General features: G+C 62.2%; 13 protein-coding genes. 7 read left to right on the forward strand and 6 right to left on the reverse strand.

Going from position 1 to position 15,183, the window contains the following annotated elements; all coding sequences use genetic code 11:
* Window positions 1-16: 16 nt before the first annotated feature.
* Entirely contained in the window at window positions 17-1,699 is a 1,683-nt protein-coding gene (locus tag GSQ93_RS20745) for an OmpA family protein (RefSeq protein ID WP_158937532.1), read from the reverse strand.
* Window positions 1,700-2,026: 327 nt separating this feature from the next.
* On the opposite strand from GSQ93_RS20745, the gene GSQ93_RS20750 reads away from it, so the two are divergent.
* Window positions 2,027-3,718, forward strand: a complete 1,692-nt coding sequence (locus GSQ93_RS20750; RefSeq protein WP_158937699.1) for an isovaleryl-CoA dehydrogenase — start codon at window positions 2,027-2,029, stop codon at window positions 3,716-3,718.
* A gap of 36 nt (window positions 3,719-3,754) precedes the next feature.
* On the opposite strand, the gene GSQ93_RS20755 is transcribed toward GSQ93_RS20750, so the two are convergent.
* The 5 genes from GSQ93_RS20755 to fliE all read right to left on the reverse strand — a co-directional run bounded on the left by GSQ93_RS20755 (window position 3,755) and on the right by fliE (window position 7,021).
* The gene (locus tag GSQ93_RS20755) at window positions 3,755-4,090 is read right to left on the reverse strand and encodes an EscU/YscU/HrcU family type III secretion system export apparatus switch protein (protein ID WP_254073981.1); all 336 of its coding nucleotides are present in this window, start codon (window positions 4,088-4,090) and stop codon (window positions 3,755-3,757) included.
* 2 nt (window positions 4,091-4,092) lie between these two features.
* On the reverse strand, window positions 4,093-5,481 hold the full coding sequence (locus GSQ93_RS20760; protein WP_158937534.1) for a flagellar hook-length control protein FliK: 1,389 nt from the start codon (window positions 5,479-5,481) through the stop codon (window positions 4,093-4,095).
* Between the two features lie 78 nt (window positions 5,482-5,559).
* Complete coding sequence (locus GSQ93_RS20765; RefSeq protein ID WP_158937535.1) at window positions 5,560-5,892, reverse strand: flagellar protein FliT; 333 nt, start codon at window positions 5,890-5,892, stop codon at window positions 5,560-5,562.
* Between the two features lie 24 nt (window positions 5,893-5,916).
* The gene (gene fliS / locus GSQ93_RS20770) at window positions 5,917-6,330 is read right to left on the reverse strand and encodes a flagellar export chaperone FliS (RefSeq protein WP_158937536.1); all 414 of its coding nucleotides are present in this window, start codon (window positions 6,328-6,330) and stop codon (window positions 5,917-5,919) included.
* A gap of 340 nt (window positions 6,331-6,670) precedes the next feature.
* Window positions 6,671-7,021, reverse strand: a complete 351-nt coding sequence (gene fliE / locus GSQ93_RS20775; protein ID WP_158937537.1) for a flagellar hook-basal body complex protein FliE — start codon at window positions 7,019-7,021, stop codon at window positions 6,671-6,673.
* A gap of 334 nt (window positions 7,022-7,355) precedes the next feature.
* Between fliE and fliF the strand changes: the two genes are divergently transcribed.
* Genes fliF through GSQ93_RS20805 form a run of 6 tightly spaced genes read left to right on the forward strand, consistent with a single transcriptional unit; the run spans window position 7,356 to window position 14,442 of the window.
* Window positions 7,356-9,140, forward strand: coding sequence for a flagellar basal-body MS-ring/collar protein FliF (gene fliF / locus GSQ93_RS20780; protein ID WP_158937538.1), 1,785 nt, complete (start codon window positions 7,356-7,358; stop codon window positions 9,138-9,140).
* Entirely contained in the window at window positions 9,130-10,125 is a 996-nt protein-coding gene (gene fliG / locus GSQ93_RS20785) for a flagellar motor switch protein FliG (RefSeq protein ID WP_097260116.1), read from the forward strand. The genes fliF and fliG overlap by 11 nt, the downstream gene beginning before the upstream one ends.
* Window positions 10,118-10,792 (forward strand): flagellar assembly protein FliH, encoded by a 675-nt coding sequence (fliH, locus tag GSQ93_RS20790; RefSeq protein ID WP_158937539.1) that lies wholly within the window; start codon window positions 10,118-10,120, stop codon window positions 10,790-10,792. The genes fliG and fliH overlap by 8 nt, the downstream gene beginning before the upstream one ends.
* On the forward strand, window positions 10,786-12,348 hold the full coding sequence (gene fliI / locus GSQ93_RS20795) for a flagellar protein export ATPase FliI (protein ID WP_301952075.1): 1,563 nt from the start codon (window positions 10,786-10,788) through the stop codon (window positions 12,346-12,348). Before fliH ends, fliI begins: the two co-directional genes overlap by 7 nt.
* Window positions 12,349-12,372: 24 nt before the next feature.
* On the forward strand, window positions 12,373-12,822 hold the full coding sequence (fliJ, locus tag GSQ93_RS20800) for a flagellar export protein FliJ (RefSeq protein WP_158937540.1): 450 nt from the start codon (window positions 12,373-12,375) through the stop codon (window positions 12,820-12,822).
* Window positions 12,823-12,867: 45 nt separating this feature from the next.
* Window positions 12,868-14,442, forward strand: a complete 1,575-nt coding sequence (locus tag GSQ93_RS20805; RefSeq protein ID WP_158937541.1) for a flagellar hook-length control protein FliK — start codon at window positions 12,868-12,870, stop codon at window positions 14,440-14,442.
* The last annotated feature ends 741 nt before the right edge of the window (window positions 14,443-15,183 follow it).

The raw sequence follows: 15,183 nt of genomic DNA on the forward strand, positions 1-15,183 counted from the left end.
GCGTCCGGTCCGGCGATTATTCCTGCACTGAAAAGTCGATGCGGCGGTTAGCGAAACGTCCGCTGGCCGTTGCGTTATCAGCGATCGGATTAGCATCGCCGAAACCTTGCGCCGTCAGCGAATCAGCAGAAACGCCATGCTTCACAAGGAACGCACGCACGGCTTCCGCGCGCTTCTTCGACAACGCCAAATTCGTGCTCGGCTGGCCGACATTGTCCGAATAACCACCCACGTTCAGCTTGACCGCCTTGCCCTTCGCCTCGCACGCCTTCAGCACTTCTGCCGATTTTGCCAACGCCAGTTGCGCGTCTTGCGGCGGCACGTCTGAGCCCGTACGGAAGTTGATGACTTGCAGGTTCAGGACCTTGGTGACATCGGTGGCAGAGCAATCATCGCTCAACGACGAGAACGCGCTCATGAACGATTCCTTCGCGCTTGCAACTGCTTGCGTGACGTTGAACGTGCCGATGGTAAAGCCAGCGCCAAACAACGTCTTCAACTTGTCCATCCAGCCGTTGCGCACGTCGGCAGCCGATCCGCTCAACTCGATCTTCTCACCCGACAACTTGGCTTCCGCGCCCGGCAATTGCATCAGCGGCAACAGGCCGTCGAGCTTGTCGAGCCAGCTAGCCGGCTTGGTGTCCGGGTCAACGGCAATGGTCGCGTTCAGATGATCCGCGCCGAACTTCGCCGTCAGTGCGGCGAGCAGCTTGGCCTTCTCTTCTTCGCTGCCGACCGTTGCGTGAATGGCCGGTGCGCCGAGCTTGTCGACGGTGAACGTCAGCAGCGCGTCCTTCGTAGGTGCCGGTGCGGCAGCAGGTGCCGAAGCCGGAGCGGCTTCCGACGCCGCTTCAACTGCAACCGCCGGAGTCGATGTAACCACGGGCGCTGCGGCAGACGCTGCTACAGGAGCCGCAGCGGGTGCCGGTGCGACCGGCGCCTGGTTGACGCAGCTACGGCCAAACAGCAGCGCGAGCAACGCCAAAGCGGCGGCCACGGCCAGCCACCACCATTTCTTCGATCGAGCCTTCTCTTCCACCACGATGCGGTCAAGCGAAGGATTCACGGCTGACGACGTGCCGCCCACTGTTGACGGGTGTTCAAGATGCGACGACACCGCTTTCATCTGCGCCGCGACGCCGGACAGGAAGCTACCCGCGCCGCCCAGACCCAGCGCACTGGCGATGTCTTCCGTCATGCTTGCCTTCACCATCGGCAACTGATGGCCGAGGAGCGTGGGCAACTGGCCGACATTGCCGCCGGACTTCGTGAAGTAATGCTTTAGCACGCCGAACAATGCTGTCGTGACGATGCCGCCCAACGCGTGCGTGGCGCCAACCGATACGCCGGTCTTCGCTGCCACCGCGTTGCTCAGCGCGTTCACCCGGTCTTCCGATGCCACGCCGCTCGCGAGCCGCGTACCCGACGCGAGCAACGATTGCAGGCCGTCGCCGTGGACGAGTTGCGGCAGCATATCGACGATATTGGCGTTCGAATCCGGCGACATGATCGACGCGAACAAGCTGCGCGCGCCTTCAGGCGATGCCGCTTTGTTCATCAGCGACCCGACGAGTGCGGGCGCGATCATGCCGACCACGCGCTTCGCTGCTTCGGGAGCAACGCCCAATTTTGTAGCGAGTTGTTGCAACACGCTTTCGGTCAAAGCGCCCTGTACTAGCTGAATAACATTGATGCTCATTTAATTGCCTTTTCCTTACTTGCGTGATTGCGCTAACCGCCCACATTGAGCGAAGCAGATTATAGATTCGGCAATAGGGAAGCAAGGACTACGGATTAAAAATCAGAAATACCTCAAAGCGGAAAATTTGAGACGATTCTTGAAATATCTCGAATTACTAATGAATTCCATCGCAGGGATGCAGTAATCGAATCACAAATATTGAATGAAGGTTAATTCGCGCTATTCATTTCATTTGGTGAAGCAGCGGTACATGACGGCGATCAAGCTTTTTGCAAAAATTGAGACAAGCGAGCAAACTGAATCAACGCGTGACGGAGGCAAATGATGCGTTCATCCACCTACGGCCAAACACACGAAGTCACCAATCAGGCTGCGCCGCTCGAGCGTTACAACGCGCTCTCAAGCGACCGGGCGCTGGTCAGCGCGATCCAGCGCGAAGGCGCGGCGTGGCACCTCGATACCCTCAGCCGCGACGGCCTGGCGCTCACCCATCCGGATACGCTTGCGCTCGCCGACCTGGCTAATCGGCATACGCCCGAACATCTCCCGTTCAGCGCGCGCGGCGAGCGTATTGATGCAATCGAATTCCATCCGGCGTGGCACACGCTGCTTTCCATGCTGCGCGAGCAAGGCCTTCATTCGCTGCCGTTTGAAACTGCCGTGCCGAAAGCCGGCTCCATGGCCGCGCGCGCCGCCGGATATTTTCTCCACGCGCAACTGGAAAGCGGTTCGTTGTGTCCGCTGACCATGACGTTCGCGAGCATTCCCGTGTTGCAGCAGGAACCCGCGTTGTACGCAAAGCTGAAAGCGCAATTGCTTTCACGCCACCACGATCCACGCGATATCCCGCTCGACGCCGGCAAGCAATCGATGATGATCGGCATGGGCATGACCGAGAAACAAGGCGGCTCGGACGTGCGCAGCAACCGGACCCGCGCGATGGCGACGGGTGCGGGCGGACGGGGCGGCGAATATCGGCTGATTGGCCATAAATGGTTCTTCTCGGCACCTCAATGCGACGCGCATCTCGTGCTTGCAGGCACCGGCGACGATACCCAGGAAAACGGCCCGGTCTCCTGCTTCTATGTGCCGCGTTTCTCGCCGGATGGATCGAAGAACGCCGTGCAGGTCCAGCAACTCAAGGACAAGCTCGGCAACCGCTCGAACGTCAGCAGCGAAGTCGAATTCCTCGACGCCTACGGCATCATGATTGGCGACGAAGGGCGCGGCGTACCGACGATCATCGAAATGGCGAACTTCACACGTCTGGATTGCGTGATCGGCAGCGCCGCGTTGATGCGCGCCGCGCTGATCCAGGCGGTTCATCACGCGCGGTATCGGCAGGTCTTCGGCGCGAAGCTCATCGACCAGCCGCTGATGCGCAACGTTCTCGCCGATCTCGCGCTGGAATCCGAAGCAGCCACCGTGCTGTTCATGCGACTCGCGGGCGCCTTCGAGAATTCAGCGAAGCCGGAAGAACGCGCGTGGCGCCGTATCGTGACACCGGCGGCGAAGTTCTGGGTCTGCAAGCGCGCGCTGGAATTCACGGGTGAAGCGATGGAGGTTTGGGGAGGAAACGGTTACGTCGAAACGGGACCGATGGCGCGGTTTTATCGTGAGGCTCCGGTGAATTCGATCTGGGAAGGATCGGGGAACGTGATGTGCCTCGACGTGCTGCGGGCATTCGAACGCGAACCCGATGCGGCCCGTGCGCTATTCGATTCGTGGCAGGCGGTGGCGGGTGAACATCGCGTACTCGGCGATGCGCTGAAGGCGCTGCTCGCCATGCTGAAAGGTGACCCGGCTACGCGGGAAGCGTCGGCGCGGGGGATCGCGCAACAACTGGTGCTCACCGCGCAAGGGGTTCTGCTCGCGCAGCACGCGCCGGCGGACGTGGCGGCGGCGTTCATCGAAACGCGTCTCGGCGATGCGCGTGGTTCCGTCAATCGCGTGTACGGAACGCTGCAGGCAACGTTTGATTTCAACGCAGTGATCGAGCGTGCATTCGCGGGGTAGTTGAGGGGATAGCGCGAAAACGTAGCACTCGATGAATCAAGCCGCGCGGCTCCGTCCCTTGCGCACTGGAATTGTCGGGTCCACTTCTGGCACTGGGCCCGCCTCCACCCCGTTCTCCAGCCGATACAACCACGCAAGCAGTTCCGCCACCGCCTGATAAAGCGCGGGCGGAATGCGCGAATCCAGGTCAACCTGCATCAGCAGCGACACCATCTCCGGCGATTCATGCACGTACAGCCCCGCGTCCTTTGCGCGCTGCACGATCATTTCAGCAACCAGCCCGTAGCCCTTCGCGACCACGCGCGGCGCGGCGTCGGCGTTTTTGGTGTCGTAGGTGAGCGCGGTTGCCTGCTTGCGCGAATCGTTGCGCAGACTCACGTTTCGCTCCCAGCCGATGGCGATGCTGATGCTGATGCTGATATCGCCGGACTAGCGGCATCGGTAACGTGGATGACATCGGCGAAATGGGGAAACGCCGGATCAGCGGCAAGGTCGGCCAGCGCGTCGCGGGCGTGCACCGACAGTCCGGCGAGTTGCAATCCCGCGGCGTCGAGTTGTTGCCGGAAATGATCGCCATCGGCGGCAAGACGGGCGGCGCCGCCCTCGCTCGCATTCAACCGCACCACGAGCTGCTGGCCGGTGAGCACGAGATCGGCGTCCACATTACCGAGCGTGGGCAAGCTCAGCGTGACGCGCGTGTGCCAGGCGCGGTCCGTATCGGCTGATCTTGTCCCCCCGCCGCTCTCCTGAGACGGATCGCGCCCATACGGAGCGCGGTTCTGCGGCTGGATTTCCCAATCGAACTTCGCGCCCGGCCACGCTTCGCCGGACCAGCGAAACTGATCGGAAGCGAGCACGTCGAGCTGCTGGCGGACCAGCGGAATAGTCGATGGATGAATCCCGGAGGCAATCGCCGCCTGCACGGCCGAATCCTGTTGATGCCCGGACGAAGGCGGCGCGCTTGTTCCTGCTGTCCCCGCTCCCAGCGCGGCCCCCTGCGCCGCCGGTGAAAACACGCTCGTGGGCATCGCGCGCACTGACGCGGCCATCGCCGCCGCCTGCTGGGGCGTTTGCGGCGTCGGGACGGGGCGCATGGAATTAGGCGCGTCGGGGGTATCGGCGGCGGCGAAGGTGGGCGGCAACAGCGTTTCATCGATCCAGCCATCGGGCGCCGCGTCCGCCGCAGCCGGGAAAGAATCCGGCGGCAATTCGCTTGCCAATCTGTCCACGCGCGCCTGGGGTTCATTTCGCATCGATGCGAGCGAACGCTGTCCGCCCAGCCAGAGCGCGATATGGTTTTCGTAGAAAAGGCCGCTGTCCGCCACAGTCCGCGCCAGCATGGCCGCCAAAACGGGCGCGGGCAAAGGTGGCGCGGGCGGGTTGACGGCGCTCGCGGCATTCGCCGAGCTGGAGGAAAACAACGACCCGGACAGGCTCTCGAACGCGCTGGCGGCCACGACGAGGCGCGGCGCGGTTGGCCACAACGGCGAGCTGCCGAGCAAAGCGGGCGTCGCACTGCCGCCGAATCGCGAAATGATGTCCAGTGTACGTGCGATCTCGCTCAACGCGGTCTGCGTCGACGGGCCGGGCGCGGCATACGCGTTGATAACGGCCGCGGGCGTGGCGACCCGCGGGGTATCGACTAAAAGTTGCGAGGTATTGGCTTGAGGCGCGGTCGAACTGGTCTGCGTATTGAGCGCGGACAACAGCATGTCGGTGCGGCTGGCAAGCAGCGCAGCGACGGCGGAGTCCAGTCCAGTCATGCCAATATCCTCGGGTCAGCAATCCAGCCGAACGGCCGGCCACCGGTTTCAATGAGCCGCGAACGCGTCAAAACGCGTCTAGCGGAACCCGATCATCTTTTTCAAAACTCGCACGGGCCTGTTCACGGTGAACAACGCTGCGGACAAACGCGCGAGGCTGGGGGCGGCGAGATCGCGAATGGCGGCGTCGTCGGCAAGGATCCGGCGCACCAGTTCGAGCTTGCGGGCACGCGCGGTGTCGTCCAGTTCGGAACTGGCATCGACTTCTCTCAAGCCGTCGACCAACTCCCGGTACGTGCTCTGCATCGTCTTCAGTTCACCCCATTCTCCACTGCGTGCTGCGGCCAGCATGCACGCAGAAAGTGCGGCAATCGCTTCATAATGAGCGAAATATTCTTGTGTGGTTTTCATTATGTGCAAGCATGTTTCGCGGCTTCACGCCGCAGCCATTTTTGCTGCATCGGGTGCAATCGCCATCCAGGCTTCCTCCAGGGTCGCCAGCAGGCCATCGATCTCCACCAGCACTTCTTCGCTCTGCCGCACATTCGCTTCCAGCAAACGGTGCGACATGTACGTGTACAGCGCATCCAGGCGCGCCGCGATGTCGCCGCCAATATCCTTGTTGAGCGACTGCTGCAATCCGCTTTCAATGATGCTGATCGCTTTCGTGATTGCTTCGCCACGCGCCGGGATATTGCCCTGCTGCAGGTGCATCCGCGCCTGGGCAATTGCCTGTCGCGCACCCTGATACAGCATGGAAACCAACCTGTGCGGGCTCGCGCCCATTACGCCTGTCTGAACGCCGACGCGTGCATAAGCGTTAGCTCCACCGTGTGCCTGGGAAAACATCCGACCCTCTCCTTTTGTCGACCCGAGTTGGCGTGCCGACTGGAGTTGGCGCCTTAGCGCTTACTCCGGTCCCATGCCTTACTCTGGTCCCATGTTTCCATCGTCTCATGGGCGTTTCGCCCAAAGGCGCTGCACGCCAGCGCACTTATTGACGGAAACCGTGATGAACCGGTGCCGATAAGCGGGTCAGAACCCATCTATTTGTCTGACCGTTTATCGTGCTGCTATCTGGGTTATCGGAGAAAGCGGCAAAAGCTTTAGGCGTGCTTTGCGTCACAACGAATTCCAGGAAGGGAAATAGTCGGAAGGTCGATGGTGCGGAAAACCGGCGGAGCAGCGTTCAGACCGAGATGTTCATGATGTCGTTGTAGGCCGACACAAGCTTGTTGCGGACCTGCAGACCGAACTGGAAGCCCACGTTCGCCTTCTGCATGTCCACCATCACGTCGTTCAGCGAAACGTTTGGCGCGCCCACTTCAAACGCATGCGATTCGTTGACCGCCTTCGTCTGGCTGCTGCTGATGCTGTCGAGAGACGACTTCAGCGCGTCGGCGAAACTACCGGCGCTCGCTGCACCCGATTCGGGCACGACGCTGCCGCTCGCCACGTTGCCGGCACCGCCCGCGGCCTGCGTCGCCATGGCCTGCATTTGCTGGAGCGCCGAACTCAACGGGCTGATAGGAGCATTCATGGGGTCTCCAGAAGGAACGGAAAGGAACTGAAAATCGGCGGCAACATAGGGAACGCGGTACTTCAGGGACAATTCGAACCGGGGCCTGTCCCGGGCCTCAGGCCGGCGTCTGCGCCGGAGCCTGGGCGGTTCGCCCTATGGCTTGACCGATTAGGAAAAAGTCTAGCAGCAGCGCCAATTTGCAAAGCGGGGAAAGGAAACCAAAACTCGCTTCTATTCGTTGGATCAACTCAATCGTGCTTACGGATAATTCTTCTCATGAAAGTGCCTGCAGTGCGCACGGTTATCGCCGGTGCGCCTCGCAGAAAACGCAAGACTCGGAGAGTTTCGAAGCATGGATTCCACAACCAACCTGATCAACCCGGACGCCCGCATGGGTCTGACTGGCGCGCAGCCGGGCGCCGCCGGGTCGATCGCCGCAGGGACGGGCGGAGCCGGCTACGCGGGCGGCGCGGACTTTGGTGGCAGTGGCGGCTTCGGTCCGCGCATGCCGATGCTTAACCAGTTCCGCAACAACCCGCGCATGCCGCTGATCATCGCCGTGGCCATCCTGGCCGTGGTGGTGGCGGGCCTCGTGATGTGGTCGCGCCAGCCGGATTACCGGGTGCTGTTCAGCAACCTCTCCGACCGCGACGGCGGCGCGATTGTCGCTGCGCTGCAGCAAGGCAATATTCCCTACAAGATCGCCGAATCGGGCGGCGCAATCCTGGTTCCCAGCGACGCGGTGCACGAAACCCGGCTGCGCCTGGCGTCGCAGGGTCTGCCGAAGAACGGCTCGGTCGGCTTCGAATTGATGGACAACCAGAAATTCGGCATCAGCCAGTTCGCCGAACAGGTCAACTATCAGCGCGCGCTGGAAGGCGAGTTGGAAAAGACCATCGCGTCGATATCGTCGGTGCGTGAAGCCCGCGTCCATCTCGCCATTCCGAAGCCCACCGTGTTCGTGCGGGAAAAAGAACTGCCGACGGCGTCGGTCATGCTGAATCTCTACCCTGGCCGCGCACTGGACGAGGGGCAGATCCTCGCGATCCAGCATATGGTGTCTTCCAGCGTGCCGGACCTGCCGGTGAAGGGCGTGACAATCGTCGATCAGGACGGCAACCTCCTCACGCAGCAAAGCGCGGCGAACGGCCTGGACGCGTCGCAGCTGAAATATGTGCAGCAGATCGAGCGCAACACCCAGGGGCGTATCGACGCCATCCTCGCGCCGCTGTTCGGCGCCGGCAATGCGCACTCGCAGGTGAGCGCGGATATCGACTTCTCGAAGCTGGAACAAACCGCCGAAAGTTACGGTCCGAACGCCAACCCCCAAAACACGGCGATCCGCAGCCAGCAGTCGAGTATCTCGAATGACAGCGGCGGCGCCAATGCCGGTGGGGTGCCGGGCGCGTTGTCGAACCAGCCGCCGGCCGCATCGTCCGCGCCTGTCGACGCTGCTGCGAGCGGCGCCGACGGCGGCAAAACCACGCCAGTCAGCATGCGCAAGGACACCACGACCAACTACGAAGTCGATCGCACCGTGCGCCACTACGAGCAGCCGATGGGCGGCATCAAGCGCCTGTCCGTCGCCGTCGTGGTGAATTACCAGAAGCAAGTCGATGCCAAGGGCAAGGTAACAATGCTGCCGCTGGCCGCCGACAAGCTTGAGCAGGTACAGCAGCTGGTGAAAGACGCGATGGGCTACGACGAAAAGCGTGGCGATTCGGTGAACGTGGTCAACAGCACCTTCCTGGTGGATTCGACCGTGATTCCCGACGTGCCGTGGTGGCGCACGCCGGACATGATCGCGCGCGCCATCCAGCTCGCGAAGTACGCGGGGATAGGTGCAGTGGCGTTGTTCCTGTATTTCAGCATGGTGAAGCCGGCGCTGCGCCGCGCCTTCCCGCCGCCCGCGGAGCCGGCAGCGCTTCCGCCGCCGGATGAGCTGTCGCTGCTCGACGGACCATCGATGCCGAAGTCGGCGTCGGACGAAGAAAAGGATGCCGAGGTCAGTTTGCTCGGTCACGAAAGCAACAAGGCCAAGTTCGAACGCAATCTCGACTACGCGCGCATGGTTGCGCGCCAGGACCCGAGAATCGTTGCGACGGTCGTCAAGAACTGGGTGTCCGATGAACGCTGAAGGCCTCAATAAAGCTGCGCTCCTGCTGATGTCGATTGGTGAATCGGAGGCGGCGGAAGTGTTCAAGTACCTCGGACCACGCGAGGTGCAGAAGATCGGCGCGACCATGGCGACATTGAAAAACGTGACGCGCGAGCAACTCGACAACGTGATGACCGAGTTCGTCCAGGAAGCCGAGCAGCACACCGCGCTGTCGCTCGATTCGAGCGAATATATCCGGGCAGTGCTGACCAAGGCGCTGGGCGAAAACAAGGCGGGCGCGCTGATCGACCGGATCCTGCAGGGCAGCGATACGAGCGGTATCGAAGGCCTGAAGTGGATGGATTCGGCAGCGGTCGCCGAACTGATCAAGAACGAGCATCCGCAGATTATCGCGACGATCCTGGTTCACCTGGACCGCGACCAGGCGTCCGAAATCGTGGCGCTGATGACGGAGCGTTTGCGCAACGACGTGTTGCTGCGCATTGCCACGCTCGACGGCATCCAGCCGGCGGCGCTGCGCGAACTCGACGACGTGCTGACCACGCTCCTCTCCGGCAGCGACAACCTGAAGCGCGCGCCGATGGGCGGCATCCGCACGGCGGCGGAAATCCTCAACTTCATGTCGACGGCGCACGAAGAATCCGTGATCGAAAACGTAAAGGAATTCGATGCGGAACTGGCGCAGAAGATTATCGATCAGATGTTTGTGTTCGAGAATTTGCTCGAACTGGAAGACCGCGCAATCCAGTTGCTGCTGAAAGAAGTGGAATCCGAAACGCTGATCGTCTCGCTGAAAGGCGCCCAGCCGCCGCTGCGGCAGAAGTTCCTCGCGAACATGTCGCAGCGCGCCGCCGAATTGCTGGCCGAAGACCTCGACTCGCGCGGCCCGGTGCGGCTTTCGGAAGTGGAAGCGCAGCAACGCAAGATCCTGCAAGTTGTGCGCAACCTGGCCGAATCGGGTCAGATCCAGTTAGGCGGCAAGGCCGAGGACGCATATGTCTGACGCTGCCGAAGCCGCCAAGAAGGCTCGCATGTCCGCTTACCAGCGCTGGGAGATGGCGTCGTTCGATCCGGTTCCGGTCGATCGCAGCGGCGCCGATCAAGCCGCGCTGGAAAAGCACTTGCGCCGTGTCCGCGATGAAGCGCACGCGCAGGGACTGGCATCGGGCCATGTGGCGGGTCAGGCAATGGGCTACAAGGCCGGTTACGACCAGGGTTACCAACAAGGCGTGGAAGAAGGCCGCCGCGACGCGCGGGCGGAAGCCGCGCGGCTCGCGCAGATGGCCGATACCTTCAAGATCGCGCTGCAAGCCGCAGACGCAGTCGTTGCCGAGGCGCTGACGGCGCTGGCGCTGGATATCGCGCAGCAGGTGGTGTCGCAGCATCTGACACTCGATCCGACCGCGGTGCTGGCGGTCGCGCGGTCGGTGATCGCGGCCGAGCCGGCGTTGGCGGGCGCGCCGTACCTGACCGTGAATCCGGCGGATCTGCCGATTGTCGAAGCGTATTTGCTGGAAGAGCTTCAGGCAGCGGGATGGTCGGTCAGGACCGACCCGGATATTGAACGTGGCGGTTGCCGGGCGCACGCGGCAAGCGGTGAAGTCGATGCAACCAATGTCACGCGCTGGGAGCGCGTCGCGGCGGCGCTCGGGAGGTCACAACCGTGGTGAATTCAGTCCATGTCTCAACCCATGTCAATGCGAGCGCGGCGCGGCGCGTCACGCAGGAAGGATTGAGCGAGCTCGAACAGGAACTCGCGCGCGCGTCGTTCGGGCCGCTCGCCGCGGACGACGACGTCGAACCGACGATCGAAGAAATCGCGGCCCAGACCATCGTCGATCTCGCCGATATGGCGAACAACCCGCATCTGGATGGCTGGCGCGCGCAACTCGAAGCCAGCAAGGCGCGCAGCCAGATATCCAAACCGTTGCGTGCGTGCGGGCGTCTTACGCGTGCAGCCGGCCTGGTTCTGGAAGCCGTGGGATTGAAGCTGGGCGTGGGCTCGGAATGCATGATCGAGTTGCCTGCCGGCAGTTCGATCCCCATGGCTGAGGCCGAAGTGGTGGGTTTCTCCGGCGACAAGCTGTTCCTCATGCCGACCACCGAAGTCTCCGGCCTGTTGCCCGGCGCGCGGGTGTATCCGCTGGAAAGCGCACCGATCAACGACCCGATGGCCGGCGCCAAGCGTCTGCCGGTCGGCTGGGAAATGCTCGGCCGTGTGGTCGATGCGTCGGGCAAGCCGCTCGACGGGCTCGGGCCTCTTGGCTCGAAGATCGATGCGCCGCTGACCGCGCCGACCATCAACCCGCTCAATCGCGAGCCGATTCACAAGGTGCTCGATGTCGGCGTGCGCGCGATCAATGCGTTGTTGACCGTGGGACGCGGCCAGCGCATGGGCCTGTTCGCGGGCTCGGGCGTGGGCAAGTCCGTGCTGCTCGGCACCATGGCGCGCTATACGAGCGCCGAGGTGATCGTGATCGGACTGATTGGCGAACGGGGCCGCGAGGTGAAGGAATTCATCGAGCAAATTCTGGGCGAGGACGGTCTGGCGCGTTCGGTCGTGGTCGCGGCGCCCGCCGATGTGTCACCCATTTTGCGGATGCAGGGCGCGACCTACGCGACCTCTTTGGCCGAATATTTTCGTGATCAGGGCAAACACGTACTTTTGCTGATGGATTCGCTCACGCGCTATGCCATGGCACAGCGCGAGATTGCGCTCGCGATCGGCGAACCCCCCGCCACTAAAGGCTATCCGCCCTCCGTGTTCGCTAAACTGCCGGCGTTGGTGGAGCGGACCGGGAACGGTCGGGAAGGCGCTGGATCGATCACGGCCTTTTATACGGTCTTGACGGAAGGGGACGATCAGCAAGATCCTATTGCCGATTCAGCGCGCGCCATTCTCGACGGCCATATTGTGCTGTCGCGTTCCTTGGCCGAAGCGGGCCATTACCCGGCCATTGACATTGAAGCTTCCATCAGCCGGGCGATGACGGCGCTGATCGACGACAAGCACCTGGACCGGGTGCGTTTGTTCAAGCAAATGTTGTCGCGCTACCAGCGCAATCGCGATTTGATCAATGTCGGGGCGTATTCCACGGGGCGGGATGCGTTACTCGATCGGGCGATTGCGCTGTACCCGCGGATCGAAGCGTTTTTGCAGCAAGGATTTCGTGAGCAGGCCATGTTTGAACCGAGCCTGGCCCAACTCGATGCGTTGTTCGAATAAAGATAATTTAGGAATCTGACGTCCATGTCCAAGCATCTGCCGATCAAGACCCTGATCAACCTCGCGGAAGAAGAACTGGAGGCTGCCACCAAAAGGCTTGGCAAGCTCCAGCAAGAGCGCGACGAGGTGGAGGCGCAATTGAACTCGCTGGTTACGTACCGGGACGAGTATCACGCGCGTTTTACGGCGTCGGCGCAGGAAGGCACGACCGCGCAGACGCTGCGCAATTTCCAGGCATTCGTCGATACCCTCGATTCCGCCATCAGCCAGCAGCGCGTGTTGCTCGTGGGCGCGAACCAGCGCCTGGAAGCGGCCAAGCCTGAGTGGCAGCAGCGCAAGCAGAAGCTGGGTTCGTATGAAGTGCTGGCGGCACGCGGCGACGCGGTGCACGCGAAGCAGGAAGCGCGGATTGAACAACGTGATTCCGATGAACACGCCTCCAAGATGTTGCGGATGCGCGCCGAAAAGGCATGACGTTTTTAGCGATTTTTATCGTATATAAGATACAAGAGGCCAAGTATGTCGACCGTTAATTCTGCCAGCACGATGCTTAGCTTGAGCGCTGCCCAATCGCGGAACGCGGCGGCGACGTCGGCGAGTGATAGTGCGGCGGCATCGTTTGTTTCGACGCTGCATAACATCACCACCAAGGCCAACGAAGAAGCAGCGGCTCGGGCGCGGGTGCAAGCACAGGCGCAGGCCGCGAAAACTGCGGCGGCGGCATCGGCTGCGCGCGGCGGTGTTCACGACGCCCCCAAGCCCGACGACGCTTCAACTGCGCAGGCTAAGGCGGCGGCGGAGCAGGCCGAGAGCGCGGACCCGTCGACGGCAGCGGATCAGACTTCTTCGGCGTCATCGGCTGCTTCTGCTGCGCCGGGCTCTTCGGCGGCTAATCAAGCGCAGGCATCGACGGGTTCGACTGCGGCATCGACGGCTGCGGCTGCGGCTACAGCTAATGCGGCTAACGCAACGGCTGCGGATCAGGCGGCTCAGGCGGATGCGGATGCCACGAAGGCACAGCCCGAAGTTACGGCGGCAGCGGCGGCGGCTACTGCGGCTGCGACCGCTGCGGCCATGTTGAAGGCGCGCGGTGGTGCGGCCGCTGATCCGGCCACGGTTGCGACTGATCCGGCTACAGCGGCGATGAATGCGGAAGCGACAAGCGCGACGTCTTCGACGCAGTCGAAGGACAAGCCGAGCGACACCAAAGCGGCGGACGATGCACTTCAGGCTGCGCTCGCGCAGGTGGCGAATCCGCAGGGTGCTGCGACGCCATCGCCTGATGCGGCAGCGGCGGCAGCCGCGGCTGCGGCGAACACTGCGAATGTGGCCAACAGTGCAAACGCGGACGCCGGTGGCAAGGGTGGTGGTTCGAGGCAGTCGGGCCGGGCGATATCGCTGACAGCGTCTGCGGGCGATGCTGCAGGCCGTTCATCGACGACCACGCAGGCTGGCGCGACATCGGCTACGCAACGAGCCGATGCAAGCGCTCAGGCTGCCGCGACACCGGCCGATGACGGCAGTGCTGCCTACAAAGCGACGGCGGAAGCTGCTGCACATTCCGCTTCGATGCAGGCAGCGTCGGCGACAGCGGGAAGCGCGCCGGCCCAGAGTGCAGCAACGGCGGCTGGCAGCGCGGCGATTGCGCCGCACGTCGGGTCGAGCGGATGGGATGAGGCGTTTAGCCAGAAGGTAGTGTTTCTGTCGAACGGTCATCAACAGAGTGCTGAATTGACGTTGAACCCGAAGGATCTGGGGCCGTTGCAGGTGGTATTGCAGGTCACCGACAACCATGCACACGCGTTGTTTGTATCGACGCATGCGCAGGTTCGGGCGGCAGTGGAAGCGGCGTTACCGACATTGCGTGAAGCGATGCAAGGCAGCGGGATATCGCTTGGCAGTACGAGCGTGAGTGATGGTTTCGTGGGTCAGCAGTCGGGCCAGCGGGGTGATGGAGGGTCATCGAATACCGGTCGAGGCGGTCAAGGCTCGGGCGGAATAAGTGGTGTGGATAACGGCGGAAGCGCGGATGGGCTGAGCGCGATCAGCATGCCGGTGCGCAGGCAGGTGGGGTTGGTGGATACGTTTGCTTGAGCGGGGACGCGAGACGGATTAAAGATCATACCGCCCTGCAAATTGACGGCTGCGAAGTGCTGTGAGAACGGCACAAGTCCCTGGGTGCGGGTGCTTGCCCGAGAGCACTGGTGGCGAAGCGTGCCTATGTCGGAATTCGCGAGAAGGAGGGTTTCAAACATCCGTGGCTCTGGCGAGCACCGTGCTTTTGGGGCACCTATGAATCAAAACCGCACGCTGTGGACACTTAGGGTAGCGTGGTAAAAAGCGTTTTCTTTGCTTCGTTTCTTTGTCGCTTTGGACAAATGAAATGACGTGCCGCCACGCACAGTGGCCAATAGTGATAAAGAGAAAATCCGACTCACGCAGACCACTAACACTGAAAGCAGCAACCCGGCATAGACTCCGACCGCTAGCGTCGGACCCTGGCAACCCGGCATAGACCCACCCCCCCCCCCACCCCGCCCCAGCCGCAACCCCTCCCCCCGCAAGCCCCTCCCTCAAATCCCCCACGCTCAAGCAAAACCCACCCGTCCACCGGTGCGAACAAAACCCGAACTCACGAGTTAGCCCCAATTTCCCCCTCTATTCCCCTCATCGCGTAGCAGCAAAATCGCCAACAATTCAGGCTACAGAAAGAGGTCCGCAATCATGGCAAGTACCACCGCAACTCAACAACCTATCGTCACCGTCAAGAGCGGCAAGATGAAACGCATCTTGCTGATCGTGCTGGGACTCATCGTATTGCTGGGTGCCGGCGGG

Source organism: Burkholderia sp. S171, from assembly GCF_009766085.1.
GTDB lineage: Bacteria > Pseudomonadota > Gammaproteobacteria > Burkholderiales > Burkholderiaceae > Caballeronia.